Consider the following 23,031-nt stretch of genomic DNA (forward strand, 5'->3'; position numbering starts at 1 on the left):
GGATCTGTCGACCGGTCCTGACCCCGCGACAGGTCATCGTACGTTGCAAGCTGCATCGACTGCCGTCCAGGGAACAAACCATGCTTCGATCGTCGCTGCGTTGCCTCGCGTTGCTGGTTCTGTGCAATTTCACGTTCGCCGCGCCGCCGGACGATGCGATGATTCCGTCCGTGCTGCGCGACTGGCGCGGTTGGGTGCTCAAGGATCTCGATTTCCGCGCCTGCCCGTTCCTGGCCACGCAGATGACCGACGACGCGAACGGACGCATCTGCGCTTGGCCCGGGCGCCTCAAGCTCGATGCCGACGCGAATGGTGCAAGCTTCGCGCTGCACTGGCGCGTCGATGCGCCTTCGTGGATCGCGCTGCCGGGCGACGCGCGGCATTGGCCGCAACAGGTCAAGGTCAACGGCCAGACGCAGCCGGTGCTCGACCGCGGCGGCACGCCGATGCTGTGGCTGGCGACGGGCGGCTACGACGTTGCCGGCACGATTCCCTGGCATGAGCGGCCGCAGTCGCTGGCGCTGCCGGACAACATCGGCCTCGTCGCACTCAGCGTGGACGGCAAGGCTGTCGCGCCGGTGCAGCGCGATGGCAACACGGTCACGCTGGGGCGCAGCGCCGCGGTGGCGCCCGAGGCCGACAGCATCGAGCTGCACGTGTTCCGCGAACTGGCCGATGGCGTGCCGGCGCTGTTGACCACGCAGATCCGTTTCAACGTGGCGGGGCAAGCGCGCGAGGAAACGCTGGGGCCGGTGCTGCCGGCCGGATTCGTCGCCACCGCGCTCGGCGGCGGCTGGCCGGCGCGCCTCGGCAACGACGGCCGTCTGCGCGTACAGGTGCAGCCGGGCGACGCGACGCTGACCCTGACCGCGCGTGCGGTCGCGCCGCTCGTCGAGGTGGCCGCGCGTCTGCCCGCGGCGCCTTGGCCGAAACAGGAAATCTGGAGCTACGCGGCGGCGCCGCGCCTGCGCGTGACCAACGCCACGGCGGCACTGGCGGTCGATCCGCGGCAGGCGCAGGTGCCGGCGCACTGGCAGGGCCTGCCTGCATTCGCGCTGGGTGACGGAGAAAAAATCGCGATCGAGGAGCGCTCACGCGGCCTCGCCCCCGGCGAGGCGAATCGCCTGAACCTGCAGCGCGAAGCCTGGCTCGATTTCGCCGGCACCGGCTGGTCCGCGAAGGACCTCGTGTCCGGTTCGATGGTGCAGGGCTGGCGTCTCGACGTTGCCGCGCCGTTCCAGCTCGAGCGTGCGCAGGCGAATGCGGGCAGCGGCGAAGCGCTGCTGGTCACGCACGGCGCAAACGAGATGTGGTCCGGCATCGAGTGGCGCACGCCGAACGTGCAACTCGCCGGCACCGTGCGCATCGATGCGATATCGAACCTGCCGGCGGCCGGCTGGCAGCAAAGCTTCGACCGCATCGACACGACCCTGCATTTTCCGTACGGCTACAAACTGCTTGGCGCGCCGGGTGCGGACAGCGTGCAGGGCAGCTGGATGTCGCGCTGGACCCTGCTCGACGTGTTCGTTTGCGCGATCCTCGCCCTGCTGGCGTGGCGCCTGCTGGGAGCGTTTGGCGCACTGGCCGCGCTAGGCTATCTCGCGCTCGGCTACCAGGAGCCGGGTTCGCCGCTGTGGACCCTGGTCGCCGTGCTCGCGCTCGCCCTGATCGTGCGCGTGCTGCCAGCGGGCAAGCTGCAAACCGCCGCACTGTGGCTGCGCCGCGCGGCAATGCTGGCCCTCGTTGTCGTCGCGCTGCCGTTTGCGGCGAACCAGGTGCGCTATGCGCTGCATCCGCAGTTGGAGGAAGGTGGCTACCCGTACTACGCCGCCGCCGATGCCGAGGGCGACGCCGGTGGCGCGGCCGCCAACTACGGACCGCTCTATCGGCACAAGCAGCATCGAACCATGCCGGCGCAGGAAGCGCCAGCGGTTGCGAACGCTCCCGCGCCGCCCGCGCCGGCCATGGTGGGCGAGGCTGTGCCAATGGCCGCGCCGACGCCGGGGCCGGTGGCGGGGATCGTGGCGAAACGCGCGCCGCCGGGCGTACATCTCAACGCCGGCGCATTGCAGGCGGTGGCCGGCAGCGCCATTCCGAAATCGACGCTGGTCGACCACTACAGCCAATCCACCGTGATGCAAACCGGCGCGGGCGAACCCGACTGGCGCATCGGCAGCACCGCGCAGCTCGGCTGGAGCGGTCCGGTCACGCCGGCGCAGAACGTGCATCTCGTGATCGCCTCACCGTGGCTGGTGCGGCCGCTGCGCATCGTGCTCGCGCTGCTGCTGGCGTGGTTGGCATGGAGCAGCTGGCGTGGCCGGCCGGCCACGCCGGCACGGCCGGGGCGGGCAGCGTCCGTGGCTCTCGCCGGCCTGCTGCTTGCCACCAGCTTCGTGCTGGCACCGCGTGCGCAGGCACAGGGCATTCCGTCCGACGAGTTGCTGAACCAGTTGCGCGAGCGTCTGACCGAGGCGCCGAAGTGCGCGCCGGCCTGCGCCGCGATCGCGCAGATGCAGGTGGCTGCCGGCGGCGATGCGATCGACGTCGTCCTCGACGTGCATGCGGGTGAACGCCTCGCCGTGCCCCTGCCGCGCACCGATGCGAACGCAACGCTGAAAAGTATAAAAGTGGACACCATCGCGGACGTTGCGGTCGCGCGCGCCGCCGACGGCAGCGCCTGGGTCGCGCTCGATCGCGGCGTGCACCGCGTCGAGGCGGCCTACGTCGCGCATGCCGACCGCCTCGCGCTGAATTTCGTCCTTGCGCCTGCGCGTGCGCTGTTCTCGGGCGCAGGCTGGAGCGCGAGCGGCATCGAGGACGAGCGCCTGCTCGGCGGCTCGCTCAACCTCGCGCGCGTGCGCGACGAGGCGGGTGCGGGCGCGAAGCCCGAACTCGGTGCGCAGCAGTTTCCGCCGTACGTGCGGGTCGTTCGCTCGCTCTCGCTCGGCCTCGACTGGGGCGTGCAGACTCAGGTTCTGCGTGTTTCTCCTGCAGCGGGAGGCATCACCGTGGCGCTGCCCGTGCTCGCTGGCGAGCATGTGTCGACGCCGGGCATAAAAGTGCAGAATTCCACCGCAACTGTCGCGATCGCCGATGGCGAGGCGCAGGCCTCGTGGAACGGCACGCTGGACAAGGCCGACACGCTGACCCTGACCGCGCCCGCGCTCGCCGATCGCGCCGAGGTCTGGCGCGTGCTCGTCAGCCCGACCTGGCATGTGGAGTTTTCCGGCGTGCCCGCGGTCGGCCTCGAGCCGGGCGAGGACGCGAACGACTATCGCAACTTCGAGTTCCACCCGTTGCCGGGCGAGACGCTGATGGTGAAGATCACGCGGCCTGCACCGGCGTCCGGTGCGACGCGCGCGATCGACGCGGTCAGCCTGGTCAGCGAGGCCGGCCAGCGTAGCGCGACGCACACGCTCGATTTCACCTTGCGCGCCAGCCAGGGTGGCGAACAGGCGATCGGTTTGCCGAAAGCCGCCGAGGTCACCGCCGTGCAGCGCGACGGCGAGGTGCTGAGCCTGCGTGCGCAGGGTGGCAAAATGACGTTGCCGGTCAAGCCCGGCAGCCAGCGCTACCGCGTCGTATTCCGCGACGACAGCGCGCTTGGTTTCGCCGTGCGCACCCCGCAGGTGGAGTTGGGGTTGCCTGCGGCGAATATCCGGCTCGTCGCGCATCTGCCGGCGGATCGCTGGCTGCTTGCGACCTCCGGCCCCGCGGTCGGCCCGGCCGTGCTCTACTGGGGCGAACTCGCGGTCGTGGCCGCGCTCGCCTGGGCGCTCGCGCGCACGCGACGCATGAAGTTGCGCTTCCGCGACTGGTTGCTGCTCGGCCTCGGTTTCTCGACCTCGTCGTGGCTGGCGCTGATTGTCTTCGTCGCCTGGCTGTTCGCGTTCGACTGGCGCGCGCGCTGCACGACCGGAGCGCCGTGGTGGCGCTTCGATCTGGTCCAGATCGGGCTGGCCGTGTTGACCGTGATTGCGCTCGTTGCGCTGGTCTCGACGATCCAGCTCGGCCTGCTCGGCGTGCCCGACATGCACGTCGCCGGCAACGCTTCAAGCGCCGCCTCGCTCAACTGGTTCGCCGATCGCGCCGTCGACGCGTTGCCGCAGGCAAGCGCATTCTCGCTGCCGCTGTGGATCTACAACGTGCTGATGCTGGCCTGGGCGTTGTGGCTGGCGAATGCGTTGATAGTCTGGCTGCGCCAAGCATGGACGGCGTGGACGCGCGGCGGCTACTGGCAGTCGCGGCCCGAGGCGCCGCGCACGCCGTCGACGGGCGGCGTGCAAACCGGCACGGAGAAAACGTGACTACGACAAGGGTGCGCGACCTGATCGCGCAAGCCGTGCGCGTATTGCAGACGCCGGCTTCGAGCCCTGTCCCGCAAAAAGACTTCGGAGGACAGGGTGGGGTGTGCTCTTCCGGTGATGGAAGCGCTGAAAGCGTTCCTTCGTCCCGATCCTTTCGCCCAATGGAAGAGCCGTTGGGCGAGAGGGAATGGAATGAGGCGCGGCGCGAAGCGGAGTTGCTGCTGCAGTACACGTTGCGCGTCGATCGCGCCTGGCTGTTCGCGCACGCCGACGACGAGGTCGCCGCGGTACTTGCCGGACAATTTCGCTGCCATGTTTCGCGCCGTGCCGAGGGCGAGCCCATCGCCTACATCACCGGGCGGCGCGAATTTTTCGGACTCGATCTTGTCGTTACCCCCGACGTGCTGGTGCCGCGCGCGGAAACCGAGCTGCTGGTCGAGGCCGCGCTGGAGAGGATCGCGCACGATGCGCGGGCGCGTATCGCCGACCTCGGCACCGGTTCCGGCGCGATCGCGCTCGCCCTCGCGCACGAGCGCGCGCATGCGCGCGTGCTTGCCACCGATGCGAGCGCGGCTGCGCTCGCCGTCGCGCGCGCGAATGCGCAACGGCTTGCGCTGGGCAACGTCGAGTTCGCCCAAGGCGAGTGGTGCGCCGCGCTCGGCGCAGGCGTGTTCGACCTGATCGTGAGCAATCCGCCTTACATCGCGCTCGGCGATGCGCATCTCGAGCAAGGCGACCTGCGCTTCGAACCCGCACTCGCGCTGTCTTCGGGCGCGGACGGCCTCGACGCGATCCGCATCATCGCGCGCGATGCGCGCCGGCACCTCGCGCCCGGCGGTTGGCTGCTGTTCGAGCACGGTTGGGATCAGGGCGCCGCCGCACGCGGAATTCTCGCCGCACTCGGCTACGCGGAAGTCGCGACGCTGGCCGACCTGGAAGGCCGCGACCGGGTCAGCCAGGCGAGACACGAAGACGCGCGTGTTATGCTTGAACAGGCCAGTCAATGACGCCCCGGCGATAGACCCGGCCCGGCGGCGGCAGGATAGTCCCCTTGATCGAAATTCCCGGTTATCACATCTTGCGCCAGCTCGGCCGCGGCGGCATGGCCACGGTGTACCTGGCGACGCAGGAATCGGTGCAGCGCGAGGTCGCGCTCAAGGTGATGTCGACAGCGCTGTTGACCGATCCCGATTTCTCCGAGCGTTTCCTGCGCGAGGCGCGCATCGCGGCGCAGCTGCATCATCGGCATGTCGTCGGCATCCACGACGTCGGCCGCCATGGCGACCACAACTACATCGCGATGGAATACCTTGGCGGCGGCCCGGTGTTGCCGCGCGACGGCTCGGCGCGGCCGCTTGCGTTCGTGTTGCGCGTCACGCGCGAGATCGCGCTCGCGCTGAACTATGCGCACGCGAAAGGTTTCGTCCATCGTGACGTCAAGCCCGACAACATCCTGCTGCGCGAGGACGGCTCCTCGGCGTTGACCGATTTCGGCATCGCGCGCGCGGCCGATGCGGCTACGCGTATGACCCGCACCGGCGCGGTGATCGGTACGCCCCACTACATGAGTCCCGAGCAGGCGCGCGGCAAGACCGTCGACGGCCGTGCCGACCTGTACAGCCTCGGCGTCGTCCTGTACGAAATGCTGCTCGGGCGTGTGCCGTATCACGCCGAGGATTCGCTCGCGGTCGGCATCATGCACATCACCGAGCCGGTGCCGGTGTTGCCCGGGCGCTTCGCCGCGCTGCAGCCCGTGCTCGCGCGCATGCTGGCGAAGAAGCCCGACGACCGCTACCAGAACGGCCAGCAGCTGGCCGAGACGATCGAGCGCCTCGAACGCGCGATCGCCGCCGGCGAGCATGCGCAGCTCGCGGATGCGGACGGCGACAGTGGCGAATTCCGCATCGACGCGATCGATCTCGGCGCCGACGGTGCGCCGGTGCCCGGCTCGGTGCGGCCGACCACGCCCGCGGCGGCGTTCCAGCACCGCGCCGACCCGTCGCTGGGCCGCATCGAGGACCTCGGCGAGACCGGCAGCTATCGCGCGGTAGGCCGCGTTGCCGCGCGGCGCGCCGCACGGCGACGCCACGACAGGCTCGGCTGGCTCGTTCCTGCCGCGCTCGCCCTCGCCCTTGCCGTGCTCGGCGCGGCGGCATGGCATTGGCAGGATCGCCTGCGCGCGCTGGTGCCGAACACCCAGCTCAACGAAACGATCGCACGTGCGCGGAAGGCGCTCGCCGCGGGCAATCTGCTCGGCGCGGGCGGGGCGCGTGAGCTGTTCCAGAGCGTGCGTGCGCAAGACCCCGACGACGAACGCGCCCGCGAGGGGCTCAATCAGGTCGGCGAACGCCTGCTCGCCGAGGCGCGAGCGAGCCTGGGGAAGAACGATCTCGCCAACGCGCGCGCGACTCTCGACGCCGCAAATGAAATACTCGGCGGTGGCACCGAAGTCGAGGAATTGAAGGGCGCGATCGACGCAGCACAGGCGCGCGGTACGCAGATCGAAAACCTGCTCGCGCGCGCGGACACCGCGCTGGCCGACAAGCGCCTGCTCGGTGCCGACGGCGCGGCGGCATTGTACCGGCAGATCCTCGAGGCCGACGCGGCCAATGCGGTGGCGAAGCACGGGCTCGACAAGGTCGCCGTGGCGCAGGCTCAGCTTGCGCGCGAGGCGCTTGCGCAGGGCGATGTCGAGCTGGCCAGCCAGCGCATCATCCAGCTCGGCGAACTTGCGCCGGACCACGCGGCGATTCCCGGGCTGCGCAGCGAGCTGGCGCGGCGGCGCGCGGCCGACGCACAGGCTGCGGCACGCCAAACGCCGCAACCGCCGCCACGCCCCACGCCGCCGCGTGGGCGCCCGGCGCGCGACGCGGCCGAACCCGAAACCGCGCCAGCACGCGAGCCCAGCCTCGCCGAGCGCGCGCGCATCGAGGAGATGCTTGCCGACGCCGACCGCGCGCTGGCGGCTGGCAATCTGATGGACCCTGGCGGCGCCTACGACAAATACCGTGCCGTGCTCGGCATCGACGGCAACAACGCACTCGCGCTGGAAGGCTTGAGACGCATCGCGCCGCGCGCGCGCGCCTTGTTCGACGCGGCGCTCGCCGAAGGCCGGCCGAACAGCGCGCGCGGTTATCTGGATGCGATCGCCGACACCGATCCGGGCAACCCGGCCCTGATCGGTCTGCGCGAGCGGCTTGCCAACGTCTACCTCGACCAGGCCGGCCGCTACGCCGACCGCGGCCTGCGTGGTGATGCGCTGCGCACGCTCAACGCGGCGCGCCAGCTCAGTCCGGGCAATCCGCGCAACGCCGCGCTCGAGGCGAAGATCGGCGGCCTGCCTCCGGGCGGTTGACCGAGGACGATCGTCGCTCATGTGCCTGCTGCTGCTCGCCATCGACACCGTGCCCGGGAGGCCGTGGCTGCTGCTCGGCAACCGCGACGAGTTCCACGCGCGGCCGACCGCGCCGGCGCAGGAATGGGGCGATGTTTTCGGCGGACGCGACCTGCAGGCCGGCGGCTTCTGGCTCGCGCTCAACCGCAACGGCCGCTACGCTGCGGTGACGAACCTGCGCCGGTCCGGCGCGCCGCCGGCGCGGCGTTCGCGCGGCGCGCTGGTCGGCGGATTCGTCGGCGGCACGGTCGGCGCAACGGCCTACGCCGCGACCGTTGCGCGCGAGCGCGCCGAGTACGGTCCGTTCAACCTCGTCGCAGGCGATACGCACGGCGCCTGCTTCGTCAGCAGCATCGACGGCGCAGTGCGCACGCTTGCCCGGGGTGTGCACGCCTTCAGCAACGGCTCGCTCGAGGACGAATGGCCGAAGATGCGGCGCCTGCGCGAGAAGTTTTCCGCGTTGCTGCAAAGTGGAAAAGTGGAAGATGCCGCACTCCTCGATCTGCTCTGCGACGACACGTACCCGCTCGACAGCGACCTGCCCGAAACGGGCATCGGCCTCGAACTCGAGCGTCGTCTTGCCTCGATCTTCGTCATGCCGATGAGCGTGCGCGGCGATGCCTACGGCACGCGTGCGAGCACGCTTGCCTATGCAAGGGCGGATGGTTCGCACGCGTTGCGCGAGCGACGCTACGGGCCGGACGCGCTCGTGACCGGAGAGTCGGCGCTCGATTTCTGAGCTGGCCGTGTTCTGGTCGGGGTGGCCGTCGAGGACGCTGGGCCCGAGCGAGGCGCGAGTCCGTCAGCCCGACAGGATGGCCTTGAGCGCCGCGCGCGCGGCGTCGAACGAGAAATGCGCGCGCACGTTGGCGAGGCCGTTCGCCGACAGCGTGTTCCACAGCGCCTCGTCGGCGTAGAGGCGGACGATCGCGTCGGCGAACTCGGCCGGCGCGTCGGCGACAAGCACGTCGCTGCCGGCCCGCACGTGCATGCCCTCGACCGCGGTCGTCGTCGCGACTACGGGCAGGCCGTAGCTCATCGCCATGTTGACCTTGCCCTTGACCCCGGCGCCGACGCGCAGCGGCGCGACCGAGATGCGGCAGCCGTCCATGTACGGCGCGATGTCTTCGACGTAGCCGTGCACGATAACGCTCCCGGTCGCGAGGGCGAGCACTTCTTCGACGACCTTGCTGCCGATGACGTGCAGCCTGATCTGCGGCGCGCGCGCCTGCACGAGCGGGAACACCTCGCGTACGAACCACTGCATCGCGTCGATGTTCGGCGGGTGCTGGAAGCCGCCGACGAAGACGAGGTCGCTGCGTTGCGCGTAGCCGCGGCGCAGGCCGTGGATCTCGTGCACGTTGCTCAGCACTTCGACGCGCGCCTCGGGCACTTCGTGCGCGAGGATCGCCTTTTCCACCGGGCTGACGACGAGAGTGATGTCGCAATCGCGCATCAGCTCGAACTCGGCCTCGCGCGTCGCCGCGGCCTGGCGCGCGAGCTCGGCGTTGCCTTCGAGCTCGGCGCTGCGCTGTTCGCGCAGATAGTGCAGGTCGACGGTGTCGAAGATGACCTGGGCGCGGTTCGCGTACACGCGCACGAGGTCGAGGTAGTTGCTCGCGACGTAGTGGCGCGAAAGGATCACCGCGTCGAGCGAGGCACCGTTCTCGCGCAGCCACGTGGCCGGGTCACCGAAGAACGGGTGGTACAGCGCCTCGACACCGAGAGCCTGCAGGCTCTCGGTATACTTTCCCGCATGCGCCCAGTTGTCGGGCAGGAAGCTCACGCGCCAGCCGGCCTCGCGCAGCAGGCGCATCAGGTTGGTCATGCGCAGCGAACCGGAATCCTGGTCCGGCGTCGGCGTATAGGCGTCGATCACGAGCACGTGGCGCGGATGGCGGAAGTTCGCCGCCGCCGGCGCGAGTTTCGCGGAATCTATCGGCGCGGGCTGCAGCGCGAGCGCATCCTTCCACTTGGCGAGGAATTTCTCGCGGTTGACGACCTGGTACTGCTTGATCCCGCCGCTCGTGTCGGTGCCGGAGGTAACGCCCTCGAAGTGGACGACGACCGCGCGCGGTTCGTAGTAGACCTTCTTGCCCGCCGCGCGCACGGCGAAGGCGAGATCGGTGTCCTCGTAGTAGGCGGGAGCGTAGCGCACGTCGAATCCACCGAGCCGTTCGAACAGCGCGCGCGGCAGCATGATCGCGGCGCCGGAGCAGTAATCGGCCTCGCGCCGGTATTCGTAGCGCGGATCGCCCGGGTTGTCGAAGCGGCCGTAGTTCCAGCCCGAGCCGTCGCGAAACACGATGCCTCCGGCTTCCTGCAGGCGCCCGTCCGGATAGACGAGCTTCGCGCCGACCAGGCCGGCGTCGGGTTCCTCGGCAAAGCAGGCGGCGAGCGCTTCGAGCCAGCCACGGGTTACGACCGTGTCGTTGTTGAGAAACAGCACGTACTCGCCGCGTGCGATCGCTGCACCGGCATTGCACGAGCCGATGAAGCCGAGATTGCGCTCGTTGCGCAACGTGCGGATGCCTTCGATCCGTGCGAGTTGCGCCGGCGTCGCGTCGCTGGAGCCGTCGTCGACGACGATGGCCTCGAACGCGACCGTGCCCGCGTGCTCGGCGAGCGAGCGCAGGCAGGCGACCGTGTATTCGATCTTGTTGTAGACCGGGATGACGATGCTGACCAAAGGCTGCGCCGAACCCGGCACGGCGAAAGTCTGCAACGGCGCATCCGCGGCAGCCGGCTGCGGATGTGCGTCGATGATCGGCGTCGGCACCGGCGCGCCGCGCTTGCGTGCGAACTCGTCGCCGATGCGGCGGACCGTACCGAGCAAACCCCTGCGTGCCAGGCTGCCGCGCGTGCGCGCACCGGCGCTGCGCACGCGCTTGAACTGGAAGGCGATGCGCGCGCGCGCGTCGCGCAACGTGCGCACCACGAAACGCAGCGGGCGGGTGATGCGCCATGAGGTGCTTGCGAACATTTCCTGGACCTGGTTGTCGAGCTGCAGCGCCCAGCGCGTGCGTTCGTCGAAATCCTGCTGCAAACGGCTATGCGCGTTGTCGAGCTTGCCGTACTCGGCGCGCGTGTCCTGCAGCTCGGCGTCGAGCTGCTGTGCCCAGCGCGTGCGCTCGTCCATGGCTTTGTGCGCGATCCGTTCGCGCGCGGCGGCCTGGCGCGCCCATTTCGTCCGTTCGACGATCGTCTGTTCGCGCTCGGCAATGACTTTGCGGCCATGGCGCACATCGCGCTCGAGGCCGAGCGCCCATTCGATGCGTTGCGACAATTCCTCCTGTCGTCGTGCGATCTCGGCGTGCAGTCCGGCGTTCAGACGCTGTGCCTCGCCGAGCTGCCCGGCCCGCACCTGCGCACTGAGCGCAGCGGGAGCGGGATCGCGTGCCGGTATCGGCGAGCGTTGCCGTGCCACCTGCGGCAGCAAAGCGGCGTAGTCGGCGGCCATCCGGGTCAGATCGCGAGGCGGGGTGCCCATCAGCCGTTCCCGTGCCGCCGCGATCGCCTCCGGCTGTGCGGCCAGTGTCGCGACGCGCCCGACGACGGCGCCGGCGTCGGGTGCCACCAGCCACCCGCTGATGCCGTCGTCGATGCGCTCGGCGAGCGCCCCCAGTCGCGTGGCGATGACAGGAACGGCGAGACCGGCCAGTTCCGACAAGGTGTAGCTGAAGGTTTCCGCGACGGTGGGCAGCAGCAGCGCCGCATCGGGACGCAGTTGCGCGAACAGTGCGGGCAGGTCTTCGCGTCGATAGTTGAGTACGACGTGGACATTCGCCTCGCCGAAAAACTGCTCGCCTTCGGCGCCCGCACCGAGCAGGAAAATGTCGGCATGCCGACGCAACCCGGGCAGCGCGGCACGCAGCAATTCGGCGCCCTTGCCGCGACGCACGCGGCCGGGTACGACCAGGCGCAGGCGGTCGCGCGGGGGTGGTGCCGGCGTCGGCACCGGCGCTGCGGGCGGCCAGGGCGCGAGGCCGTGCGCGATCACGCTCGCGGTGAGCGACGCGAGGCGCGGCTCGATGCGCAACAGGTTGGCCAGCGCGGAACGGCTTGGCGCAACGATCTGCGCTTTCGCGGCGAGCACCGCGGCGACATAGGCCGCACGCAGGCTGCGCCAGTAGTCGGCGTCGCGCTCGGCGAACTCGAAGCCGTCGCCTGCGGCGCGCAGGTCGGCGACGAGCTGTGCGTCGTCGAAAGCCAGGCCGGCATTGCCGAAATCGCGATGCAGGATCGGCCACAGCGGATAGTAGTCGTGGGTGACGAGCACGGTCGGCAGCCCCGTGCGCAGCGCGTCGAGGCTGTGGCCGATCAGCGAGGAGACGATCAGCGCATCGACCTGGAAATCGCGCAGCGCTTCGGCGAGGAAAGCCTGGTAGGTCGCATCCCCGGTCGCGGTGCTGCGGATCGGATCGGGCAATGCAAGGCTGCGCAGCGCCGGCGTGGAGAATTCCGCATCGAGCAGTTCCAGCGATTCGCCGTAGCTGCGGCGCGGGAAGTTGCCGCGTGCGACCAGCACGAGGTGGTGGCGCATCGTGTCCGCTGCGGCGAGATCGCGCACGAAACGTTCGGCGCCGCCGCCCCAGCCGTGCAGCACGTGCAGCACGACGGGCTTGCCGTCGAGGCCGTAGTACGCGCGTGGCCTTCGCCCGTCCCGCGCGAAGGGAAGTTCACACGCATCGCGCGTGGCGGATGTTTCCATCGCCGCCAGCGCGGCGCACACCTTCTCGCGCATTTCGCCGAGCGGCGAGAGCGGTCGCGCGTCGCCGCCGGGCGGAACTGGCGCGGGGCCGCGCAGCGCGCGCGCCGGGTCGGCGACGTAGAGGTGGTCGAACATCACGCCGCGCAGCGGCGCCAGGGTCTGCGGCAAAGTATGCGATCGCACTTTTTCCGCATCGATACGGCGCAGGTTCGCGCCGTTCCAGGCGCTGAGCAGCGGCGACCAGGCCGAGGTGGCGATCGCCTGGCCGCGGCCGTAGGCGTGGCAGAGCGCGTCGATCGATTCCGCGTCGGCGTCGCTGTGTTCACCGGTCGCCAGCGGTGCGCGCGCGGGGTCGACGTTGTCCAGCGGCGAGGCGACGAGCACGTCGTCGCCGATGGCATTGACGAGGCGGACGAACCACAGCGGCGGCAGCACGGTATTCGCACGCAGCATGATCAGGTCGTCGCCGGGCCATGCCCGGGCGGCGGCGCGCAACACGGCCACGGCGTCGTCATCGGCGATTGCGGCGAACGCGCCGTGCGCGGAGGCGCCGGCCAGCGCCGAGGACGGGCCGAACAGCTCGAGCCCGGCGTTCGCGATCTCGTTGCGTACGCGCGCCAGCCAGGTCGCGCTCGCGGCCTGCGCGCCGAACACGCACAGGCGCCTTTGGTTCGTGGAATTCGATTCGGTCAAAGCAAGGTCCGTTGCGTGCCCTGGCTCGGCAACCGGCGCGCGAGGGCGGAATCCGGGGCCAGTTGTGGCAAAACGGCGAAATTATCGCGGATGAGGCGCGCAAAGTCATCGCGGCGGCTCGGCATTCAGGCGGATCGGGTAGACTTTTTGCGATTCCACCGACTTCGACCCGCATTGTCCTTCCTGTCCGGTCTCCTGCAAACCCCGGGTTTCCTCTGGCGCTGGCTGCGCGTGCCGTTCTGGCTCGGCCTCGGCTTCGCGCCCGGATTCCTGCCGTTGTACGTGCACAATCTCGACGCGCAACTGCGCAGTCGCTTCGATGATTTTTCCTGGGACCTGCCCAGTCGCGTCTATGCGCGCCCGCTCGAACTGCGCGCGGGCATGCCGATGTCGGCCGATACGCTGCTGCTCGAACTCGACGCCGCGCGTTACGAGGCCGATGCGGCGGCAAAGGTGCCCGGCACCTACGCGCGCAACGGCGCGAAGTTCGTCATCGCGCGCCGCGCGTTCGTCGATGCGCAGGGGGCGCAGAAGCCGCGCCGCGTCGCGGTGGTGCTGACCGCGAACGCGGTCGCCAGCGTCGGCGATGCCGACACCGGCGCCACGCTCGACTACGCGCGCCTCGATCCCGCGCGCATCGCCACCCTGTATGGCTCCGAGCAGGAAGAGCGGCGCGTGGTCAAGCTCGAACAGCTGCCGCCGCTGCTCGTTGCCGGCCTGCAGGCGGTCGAGGACCGCGAATTCAAGCATCACCACGGCATCAACACGTTCGCGATCGCGCGTGCGCTTCTCGCCAACCTGTTCGCCGGGCACGCGGTGCAGGGCGGCAGCACGTTGACCCAGCAACTGGTCAAGAACCTGTTCCTCGACAATAGCCGCAAGTTCACGCGCAAGTTCAACGAGGCGATCATCGCGCTGCTGATCGAGGCGCGCTACGACAAGCATCGCATCCTCGAAACCTATTGCAACGAGGTCTTCCTCGGTCAGCAGGGCGGTCAGGCGGTGCACGGCTTCGCGGCGGCGGCGGAGTTCTACTTCGGCCGCGACGCCAAGGACCTGAAGCCGGCCGAGATCGCACTGCTGGTCGGCATGGTCAAGGGGCCGAGTCTGTACGATCCGCGGCGCAACCCCGAGCTTGCGCTGAACCGGCGCAACGTCGTGCTCGCCTCGTTCCACGATACCGGCCTGATCGACGCCGACACACTCAAGTCGGCGCGCGCGGAAAAGCTCGGCGTGGCCGACACCCCGGGCTTGCCGCGCAACCGCTATCCGGCGTTCCTCGACCTCGTGCGCCAGCAATTGACCAACGACTATCCCGACGCGCAACTGCAGCGCGCCGGCCTCGTCGTCTACACCACGCTGGCGCCGTCGACCCAGGCGTTCGCGGAGGCCGCGCTGACGAAGACGCTCGACGGCCTCGGCAAGAAGCAGGCGGAGACGCAGGGCGCGATGGTCGTGACCGGCGCGCGCGACGGCGAGGTGCAGGCACTGATTGGCGCGCGCGATCCGGCCGATCCCGGGTTCAACCGCGCGCTCGACGCCCGCCGGCCGATCGGTTCGCTGGTCAAGCCGTTCGTCAATCTCGTCGCCCTCGCGCAGCCGGACAAGTACTCGCTGGCCACGCTGCTCGACGACTTGCCGGTGGACATGGCGATGCCGAACGGCTCGCGCTGGACGCCGCAGAACGACGACCACGAAAGCCACGGCCAGGTGCCGATGATCGACGTGCTCGCGCATTCGTACAATCTCGCGACCGTGCACCTCGGCCTCGCCCTGGGTCTTGCGAAGATCCGCGGCCTGCTCGAATCGTTCGGCCTCGATGCCGAGATCAACCCCAATCCGTCGCTGCTGCTCGGTGCTGTCGACCTGTCGCCGTTCCAGGTCGCGCAGATGTACCAGTATTTTGCTGCCGATGGCCACGCATTGCCGCTGCGCGCGCTGCGCGGCGTGGTCGACGCGCACGGCAAACCGCTCGCGCGCTATGGCGTGAAATCCGGCGCGGGCAACTACATCCAGCCGGCGCGGCTGGTCACGTTCGCGATGCAGGACGTAGTCGAGCGCGGCACCGCGCATGCGATTTCCGACCAGGGCCTCGGCGGTCTGCACGCCGCGGGCAAGACCGGCACCAGCGACTCGCAGCGCGACGCCTGGTTCGCCGGTTTCACCGGTTCGCACCTCGCCGTCATCTGGGTCGGCCGCGACGACAACAAAGTGACCGGCCTGTGGAGCTGGAGCGGCGGCGTCGCCACCTGGGTCGCGTTGTTCAAGAAACTGCCGAGCGCGCCGCTGACCGTTCCGCTCGACGGCATCGAAATGGTCACGGTCAACCCGCAATCGGGCGAGCGCACTGACGAGCAATGCACCGGTGCGCGCCAGTTGCCGTTCATGGCCGGTTTCGCGCCGACCGCGGCCGACCATTGCGTGATGCAGGAAATACGATCGATTTTTTCGGGAAATCAGTAAACTATGCAGTCGCTGTCGTCCCGGCATTCGCTGCCGGAACGACGGGCAAAATGAACTGCATTCCGCCCAAGAGTATACAAATGAAATTTTTCCTGTCTGTGATTGTTGCCGTCGTTTGCGGCGCGCTGCTCGCCGCCTGTTCCCAGCCGGCGCCGCCGGCGAAGGCCGCGGCGCGGCCCGACCGCGATCCGGTCGCCGCAGTCACCGCGATCCGCGCGGCCGGTGCCAAGGTCGATTCCGCGCTCGAGGTCAAGCCGCTGCGCGACCCCGCCGCCGAAGGCCTGCTCAAGCAGGCGCGCGACCTCGAAGCGCAGGCCCAGCCGGCGCCGGCGCTCGATGCCGTGCGCAAGGCGGAGAAGATCGCCGGTCCCGCGCCCGACATTCTCCAGTTCGAGGCCGAACTGCTGATCCAGACGCGTGCATGGCGCCAGGCCGGCGAGGTCGCGCAGAAGGCTTACGACAGCGGTCCCAAGGTTGGCGCGATCTGCGCGCGCAACCAGCAGACCCTGGTCGAGGTGCGCAGCGCGCTCGGCGACGCCGCAGGCGCAGCGCAGGCGCAGCAGATGGTTGCGACCTGTCGGCAGGCGGCGCCGGCGCGCTATTGACACGTTGGCGCTGCGCTTGGCTTCTGTTCTCGCCCGTCATTCCCACGAAGGCGGGAATCCAGTTCTTGCTTTTCGGTTTTCCAGAGCAAGAGCTTCCACTAGCCTGCGGCGAGCGGGTTACTTTCTCTTGCTTGTGCAAGAGAAAGTAACCAAAGAGAACACACCCCAGAGCATTGCGCCCTGCGCGCATCCTGCGCTCCGGGTCCGCGCCAGCGGTCGGGTTCCGCTGATTGCACCTGCGTGTGCAACAGCGCAATGCGCGCGGTCCTCGCGCGCCCCCTGCGGGCCTGATCGACCGCTGCCGCCGCAATGCAATGGGGGCCCGGAAGGGCAAGAGCAGCGCGCTGTTGCGCGCAGAAGCGAAAGCAGAAAAGCCTTGCACGCTGTGGCTCTTGATCTCCGGGTCCCCGTTTGCCGCGGCGAGGGCATGACGGAAACGCCCGCAGGGTCGGCGCGATGGATCGCGCCGAGTTCGTTGCCTGGACAGGGAAGTTCAGTCAACGAACCCCGGCCCGACCTCGCGTACCCGGAGCGCGAAGCGCGCAGGGCGCGGCATCCGGGGTGCATTTCTTTGGGTTACTTTTCTTTGTGCAAGCAAAGAAAAGTGACCCGCGCGCCGGACGCGCGCGGAAAAGCGAATGGACGCGGCAACAATGAAATGAGAGGCCGAAGAAGAAACTGGATTCCCGCCTTCGCGGGAATGACGAGCAAACGCACGGTCGCGCTCGCATGAACACTCACAACCAAAGTGCGCGCGAACTGCTCGGCCCCGACGGCCCGTTCGCCCACGAAGTTCCGAACTTCGCCACGCGCGAATCGCAGCAGGTCATGGCCGAAGCCGTCGAGGAAGCGATCGCCGATCGCGAAACGCTGATTGCGGAAGCGGGCACCGGCACGGGCAAGACGTTCGCCTACCTCGTGCCCGCGCTGCGTTCGGGCAAGCGCGTGATCGTGTCGACCGGCACGAAGACGCTGCAGGACCAGCTGTTCCATCGCGACCTGCCGCGCGTGCGCGAGACGATCGGCGCGCGTTTGAAAACCAGCCTGCTCAAGGGGCGGGCGAACTATCTGTGCCTGTACCGCACCGACCAGGTTGCGCGCGACGGCCGCCTGGCTTCGCGCGAGCAGGTCGCGCATCTGCAGGCAATCCGCGCCTGGGCCAAGCGCAGCGGTTCGGGCGATCGCGGCGAGTTTGCCGAAGTGCCCGAAGACTCGCCGCTGTGGCCGCGCGTGACTTCGACCGCGGAGAACTGTCTCGGTGCTGAGTGCCCGATGTTCGGCGACTGCTTCGTGGTCAAGGCGCGGCGCGCGGCACAGGAGGCCGACCTCGTCGTCGTCAACCACCATTTGCTGTTCGCCGATCTGGCGATCAAGCAGGAGGGCTTCGGCGAGATCCTGCCCGGCGCGCAGGCCTTCATTCTCGACGAGGCGCACCAGATTCCCGAGCTGGCCGGCGTGTTCTTCTCGACCAGCGTTACCTCGCGCCAGATCGCCGAACTCGCACAGGACGCGCTGGCCGAATGCGCTTCGGTCGCCGGCGCGCTGGCCACGTTGAAGGAGCCGATCGAGGCGGTCGCGCCCGCGCTGCGCCGCACCCGCCTCGCGCTCGACAAGCTGCCGGCGAAGGGCGCGTTCGCATTGATCGAGACCGACAGCATCGCGCAGAGTGAGCTGCACGATCTCGAGGAGGTGCTGCGGAAACTCGCGGAGGCGCTGGCTCCGCACGCGGAACGCTCGCGCGGCATGGACTCGCTGCAGCAGCGTGCCGAGGCCCTGTGCCAGCGCCTGCACGCCGTGCTCGACGGCGCCGCACACGACGCGGTGCACTGGTACGAGCTGTTCCAGCAGGGTTTTTCGTTTCACGCGACGCCGCTCGACCTTGCGCCGCCGATGCGCGCCCTGCGCGAGGCTTCGCATGCGAGCTGGATCTTCACCTCGGCGACGCTGTCTGTCGCGGGCGATTTCCAGCATTTTTCGCGTCAGCTCGGGCTCGACGATCCGGTGCGCCTTTCGCTCGACAGCCCGTTCGACTATGCGCGCCAGGCATTGGCGTACCTGCCGAAGGGCCTGCCCGATCCGAATGCACAGGACTACACCGAGCGCGTGATCGCGGCGGCGCGGCCCGTGCTCGACGCGGCGCGCGGGCGCACGTTCCTGTTGTTCACCTCGCATCGCGCGCTGCGTCGCGCGGCGGAACTGCTTGCCGATGCGCCGTTTCCGCTGTTCATCCAGGGCACCGCGCCGCGGCACCAGTTGCTCACCGAGTTCCGCGAATCGGGCAACGGCGTGCTGCTCGGTGCGGCGAGTTTCTGGGAAGGCGTCGACGTGTCGGGCGAGGCGCTGAGCTGCGTCATCATCGACAAGCTGCCGTTCGCCGCACCCGACGATCCGGTGCTGGTCGCGCGCCTCAACGCACTGCGCGAGAGCGGTGCCAATCCGTTCTTCGACTGGCAGGTACCGGCCGCGGTGATCGCGCTCAAACAAGGCTCGGGCCGCCTGATTCGCGACGTCGCCGATCGCGGCGTGCTCATGCTCTGCGATCCGCGCCTGACGACCAAGGCCTACGGCAAGCTGTTCCTGCGCAGCCTGCCGCCGATGCCGCTGACGCGCGAGCTGGGCGACGTGCAGCGGTTTTTCGATGTCGCGGCGGCCGCCGGATGAGTGCCGCGATTTTTCCGCGCATCGAATTGAACGGCGAAGCCGCAAGCGCGGACGACCTGCGTCATCTCGTGCAGACCAACTACGGCCACTTCACCGCGTTCCGCGTGGAAAACGGAATGGTGCGCGGCCTCGATCTGCATCTGGATCGCCTGCAGCACGCGACGCGCGAACTGTTCGCCAGCGAACTCGATCGCGAGCGCGTGCGCGCCTGGGTGCGCCGCGCGGTTGCCGGCGAGACGCGCGAGTTGTCGGTGCGCGTCAATGTCTTCGCGCGCGCGCTCGACCGCGAACGCCTCGACCAACCGGTCGCTGCCGACGTGCTCGTGATCGTCGCGCCCGCATCGACGCCCGCAACGACGCCGCTGCGCGTGAAGTCGTTCCGCTACACGCGCGACCTTCCGGCGATCAAGCATGTCGGCACATTGCCGCTGTTCCACCATCGCCGCCGTGCCCGGCAGGCGGGCTGCGATGACGCACTGTTCGTAGACGCGGACGGCCGCATAAGCGAGGGCTCGGTCTGGAACATCGGCTTCGTCGACCGCGACGGCGGCATCGTCTGGCCCGATGCACCGCAGCTCGACGGCGTCTCCATGCAGTTGCTCAAGGCCGGGCTGGCGCGGGCCGGGATGCGCAGCATCACGCGCACGATCCGACTCGCGGATCTGGGCGAATTCCGCGCCGCGTTCTTCACCAATGCAACGACACCGGTGAGATCCATCGCGAGCATCGATGCGCATGATCTCGACGTCGACGACGACGCTTTCGCGATGCTGGGGCGCTGTCACGGATCCGAGTCGTTGCAATTGCCCTGATCGCTGCGCCACTCGCTGCATGGCGCGTCGACAGCGGTGGGCGATGCGCGAGGTGATGGTGATCAGCAGCGCTCGATCCAGAAGCCGCCGCCGGCGAATGCGTGACCATTCGGATGCGCGAGCGCACCACGTACCAGTTCGGGCAAGCGCCAGCATGCGTAACTGCAATCGAACAACACGCGAAAGCCATTGTCGTACATCAACAGCGTGCGCGGCAGATACTGCTCGTTCCGACTCCGGTTTTCCACGATGACCAACTCGCGCGAACACCGCTAAGACGGACAAGCATGATGGTGGACTGTGCCGATGCTGCCCTTCAAAAGCCAGTGAACGCCCGCGTGCCGACCTGCGTCTTGCCGCGCGACGCCCGTTGGAGCTGCTGCAATGGTGCTCAACATCGGCCCCTCGGAAAAACACACCATGTTCACTGCAATCGGGCAATCGATCACGCTCAAGGTGCTCGGCATCGGCTTGCTCGCGCTGCTGATGCTGATTCCGCTGTTGCAGGTGCAAGGCCTGATCGGTGAGCGCAGTGGCTTGCGCGCGCAGGCGATCGGCGACATCGCCCGGCGCTGGGGCGCGGCGCAGCAGGTCGGCGGCGCGGTACTAGCGATTCCCAAGCGCGTGCGCGTGTCCACGTCGAACGGCTGGATCACGCAGGAGGGCACGGAGATCGTGCTCGCCGACCGGCTCGACATCACCGGCACGCTCGCGCCGGAAGTACGCAGCTACGGCATCTATTCGACGCCGGTGTATCTGGCTGAGCTGAAGTTGTCCGGGCAATTTCGTGCGCGCGATCTGCGCGCGCTCGCGGGGCGCGCGGGCGCGGCCGAGGAAACGCGCGAGACGACCTGGCTGTTCGACCAGGCCGAACTGCGCCTGCCGATTACCGATGTGCGCGGCATCCGCCGCATCTCGGCGCTGAAGGTCGATGGCGGCGAACATGCATTTGGTCCAGTCAACGGCAACGGCGCGTTGCGCGCGATCGCGTTGCCACTCGACTTGTCCGCTTGGCTGAAGGCGCCGGGTGACGAGGCGCATCGCTTCGAGCTGGAATTGACTCTCGCCGGCACCGGCAGCCTGCAGTTCCTGCCGCTCGCGCGGCGGACCGAGGCCAGCCTCGCCGCGCCGTGGCCGAATCCCGGCTTCGGCGGTGCCTTCCTGCCCGCGCAGCGCGCGCTCGACGCGAAGGGATTTTCCGCGCAGTGGCAGGTGCTCGATCTCAACCGCAGCTACGGCCAGCACTGGCAGGAAGGCGAGGGCGGCATCGATCCGACCGCCGCGGCGTTCGGCGTCAACCTGTACCAGCCGGCCGACCTCTATCAGCGGAACGAACGCGCGGGCAAGTACGGCGTACTTTTCGTCGCCCTGACCTTCGTTGCGTTCTTCCTGTTCGAGGTGCTGAAGAAGCTGCGCGTGCATCCGGTGCAATACCTGCTCGTCGGCCTCGCGCTGACGACGTTCTATGTCGTGCTGCTCGCCCTGTCGGAGCAGATCGGTTTTGCTTGGGCCTATCTTGCCGCCGCAACTTCCGTGGCAGTGCTCGTCGGTGGCTACGCGGCGGCGGTGTTGCGCGCACGAAAGGCGGGAGCGGTACTCGGTGCCGCGCTCGCGCTGATCTACGCGCTGCTCTACGGCCTCGTTGTCAGCGAGCAGTACTCGTTGCTGATGGGCGCGCTCGCGCTGCTCGCCGTCGTCGCGGCCTTGATGTACCTCACGCGCAAGGTCGACTGGTATGCGTACTCCAGCGTGGTGCGGCAGAGTTGAATTCGCATCGAGAGCCCCTCTCCCCATCGCTTTTTGATGGGGGAGAGGGTAGGGTAAGCGCGCGCTCCGGACTTCGATATCGCCTGCAAAGCGCCCCCTCACACCACCCTCTTGCGACGATGAATCCGTCGGGGGAGAGGGTATTTCCCGAGACCTCGCTGCCCATGTCCAACCTTGCCATTCTCGCCATCGACACCGCTACCGAAGCCTGCTCGGCCGCGCTGGGCGTCGACGGACATGTCATCGAACGCAGCGAGATCGCGCCGCGCCGGCACGCCGAGTTGATCCTGCCGATGATCGAGTCGCTGCTCGCCGAGGCGCGCCTGTCGCGCCGCGATCTCGGCGGCATCGCGGTCGGGCGCGGGCCGGGCGCGTTCACCGGAGTGCGCCTGGCGATTTCAGTCGCGCAGGGCCTCGCGCTCGGGCTCGACCTGCCCGTCGTGCCGGTTTCCTCGCTGGCCGCGCTTGCCATCGATGCACCGGACGATGAGGCGCATCGAGGCAACGCGATACTCGCCGTGATCGACGCGCGCATGGGCGAGATCTACGCGGGCGTGTTCCAGCGCACGACCGATGGTTTGGTCGAGGCGATCGCCGACGAGAGCGTCGGTCCGGCGCAAACGTGGATTCGGCCGCGTAACCCGGATGAAGCGGCAGCGGAATCCGGGACGCATTCCCCGGGATTGCGGCGCGACGCGCCTCCATCCGGGCTGCGCGGCGTTCGCTGGAGCGTGGTCGGCAGCGGCTGGGATGCGCATCGCGCTGCGCTCGCCGCGCGTTTGCCGGCAGCTCCGGTGTTCGCCGACGGTGCGCGCTACCCGCAGGCGCGAGCCGTGTTGCGTCTGGCGGCACCGCGCTTCGCGCGTGGCGAAGGCCTCGCGCCCGAAGCCGCGCTGCCGGTCTACCTTCGCGACAAGGTGGCGCTGACGCTGGAAGAACAGCGCGCGCGCTGAAAGCGGCGCATCGTTCGCCGACGAAATCGATCGCCGCCCTGATCCTGACCTTGTTTCGATGCGGCGGGCCGCGCGATCTCAGCGCTCGTATCCGCTTGCGACGGTCGAGACGGGTATCGCCTGCAATTCGTCGGGGGAGCGCAGGCCGCGGGCGTAACCGCTGTAGCCCGCGGGTTGCATGCGCGCATCGCGCACCGCATAGCCGACGACGCGACGGTCGCGGTCGATCAGCAGGAAACCGTCGTGTGGCGACGGTTGCGCCGTACGCAGTGCGACAGCGGTGCCGGGCTCGCCGAGCAGGTTGGCGTCGACCGGTCGGGTTTCCAGCGTGACATCCACGACGGGAATGCCGCTCTGCGCGGGCAGCGTCTTGCCGATCGTGGCGGCGGCGGGTGTGGCGAACTGGGCGACGCGATGCGCGGCCAGTATCGGAATGCCGCGAACGAATTCTTCGGGAATCGTTTCGCCCAGGTTTCTGCCGCGATCGATCACGCCGACGATGCTTGCGGTCGCCATGTTGTCGATGTCGCCGCGCACCAGCGCAGCATAGATGTTGCCGCCGTGTTGCGTGGGCTGGGCGAATACGGGCAGCGCCAGCGTGAACGCGAGGATGGCCACGACGATGACGCCGGGTCGTGGCGACGCGACCGTGGCCTGGGGGGGGG

13 protein-coding genes and 1 pseudogene are annotated in these 23,031 nt (G+C 68.9%); 10 read left to right on the forward strand and 4 right to left on the reverse strand.

What is annotated here, in order from left to right:
* The first annotated feature begins 80 nt into the window (after positions 1-80).
* From AC16HO_RS17085 to AC16HO_RS17100, 4 genes are all read left to right on the forward strand, one after another.
* The gene (locus AC16HO_RS17085; RefSeq protein WP_395642035.1) at positions 81-4,307 is read left to right on the forward strand and encodes a hypothetical protein; all 4,227 of its coding nucleotides are present in this window, start codon (positions 81-83) and stop codon (positions 4,305-4,307) included.
* A gap of 161 nt (positions 4,308-4,468) precedes the next feature.
* Entirely contained in the window at positions 4,469-5,314 is an 846-nt protein-coding gene (gene prmC / locus AC16HO_RS17090) for a peptide chain release factor N(5)-glutamine methyltransferase (protein ID WP_395642036.1), read from the forward strand.
* 44 nt (positions 5,315-5,358) lie between these two features.
* Complete coding sequence (locus AC16HO_RS17095; RefSeq protein ID WP_395642037.1) at positions 5,359-7,662, forward strand: serine/threonine-protein kinase; 2,304 nt, start codon at positions 5,359-5,361, stop codon at positions 7,660-7,662.
* 19 nt (positions 7,663-7,681) lie between these two features.
* Complete coding sequence (locus AC16HO_RS17100; RefSeq protein ID WP_395642038.1) at positions 7,682-8,440, forward strand: NRDE family protein; 759 nt, start codon at positions 7,682-7,684, stop codon at positions 8,438-8,440.
* Positions 8,441-8,503: 63 nt separating this feature from the next.
* On the opposite strand, the gene AC16HO_RS17105 is transcribed toward AC16HO_RS17100, so the two are convergent.
* Positions 8,504-10,639: a glycosyltransferase gene (locus tag AC16HO_RS17105; protein WP_395642169.1), complete on the reverse strand. Its 2,136-nt coding sequence runs from the start codon at positions 10,637-10,639 to the stop codon at positions 8,504-8,506.
* 591 nt (positions 10,640-11,230) lie between these two features.
* Positions 11,231-12,865, reverse strand: a pseudogene (locus AC16HO_RS17110) (glycosyltransferase); the annotation flags it as partial.
* 414 nt (positions 12,866-13,279) lie between these two features.
* Between AC16HO_RS17110 and mrcB the strand changes: the two are divergent.
* The 4 genes from mrcB (at position 13,280) to AC16HO_RS17130 (ending at position 19,646) form a co-directional block, all read left to right on the forward strand.
* Positions 13,280-15,568, forward strand: a complete 2,289-nt coding sequence (mrcB, locus tag AC16HO_RS17115; protein WP_395642039.1) for a penicillin-binding protein 1B — start codon at positions 13,280-13,282, stop codon at positions 15,566-15,568.
* Between the two features lie 80 nt (positions 15,569-15,648).
* A complete protein-coding gene (locus AC16HO_RS17120; RefSeq protein WP_395642040.1) occupies positions 15,649-16,173 on the forward strand; it encodes a tetratricopeptide repeat protein in 525 nt (174 codons plus the stop codon).
* Between the two features lie 729 nt (positions 16,174-16,902).
* Complete coding sequence (gene yoaA, locus AC16HO_RS17125) at positions 16,903-18,834, forward strand: DNA repair helicase YoaA (RefSeq protein ID WP_395642041.1); 1,932 nt, start codon at positions 16,903-16,905, stop codon at positions 18,832-18,834.
* The gene (locus tag AC16HO_RS17130) at positions 18,831-19,646 is read left to right on the forward strand and encodes an aminotransferase class IV family protein (RefSeq protein ID WP_395642042.1); all 816 of its coding nucleotides are present in this window, start codon (positions 18,831-18,833) and stop codon (positions 19,644-19,646) included. Before yoaA ends, AC16HO_RS17130 begins: the two co-directional genes overlap by 4 nt.
* Before the next feature lie 62 nt (positions 19,647-19,708).
* Here AC16HO_RS17130 and AC16HO_RS17135 read toward each other — a convergent pair whose 3' ends face one another.
* Positions 19,709-19,894, reverse strand: a complete 186-nt coding sequence (locus AC16HO_RS17135; RefSeq protein WP_395642043.1) for a hypothetical protein — start codon at positions 19,892-19,894, stop codon at positions 19,709-19,711.
* A 172-nt stretch (positions 19,895-20,066) separates the two neighbouring features.
* Between AC16HO_RS17135 and creD the strand changes: the two genes are divergently transcribed.
* Both creD and tsaB read left to right on the forward strand, forming a co-directional pair.
* A complete protein-coding gene (gene creD, locus AC16HO_RS17140; protein WP_395642044.1) occupies positions 20,067-21,413 on the forward strand; it encodes a cell envelope integrity protein CreD in 1,347 nt (448 codons plus the stop codon).
* Positions 21,414-21,577: 164 nt separating this feature from the next.
* Positions 21,578-22,366, forward strand: a complete 789-nt coding sequence (gene tsaB / locus AC16HO_RS17145) for a tRNA (adenosine(37)-N6)-threonylcarbamoyltransferase complex dimerization subunit type 1 TsaB (RefSeq protein WP_395642045.1) — start codon at positions 21,578-21,580, stop codon at positions 22,364-22,366.
* A 78-nt stretch (positions 22,367-22,444) separates the two neighbouring features.
* Here the strand turns inward: tsaB and AC16HO_RS17150 are convergent.
* Positions 22,445-23,031 (reverse strand): hypothetical protein (locus AC16HO_RS17150; protein WP_484335600.1); only part of this gene is annotated, 587 nt, incomplete at its 5' end.

The organism is Rudaea sp. (assembly GCF_057139185.1).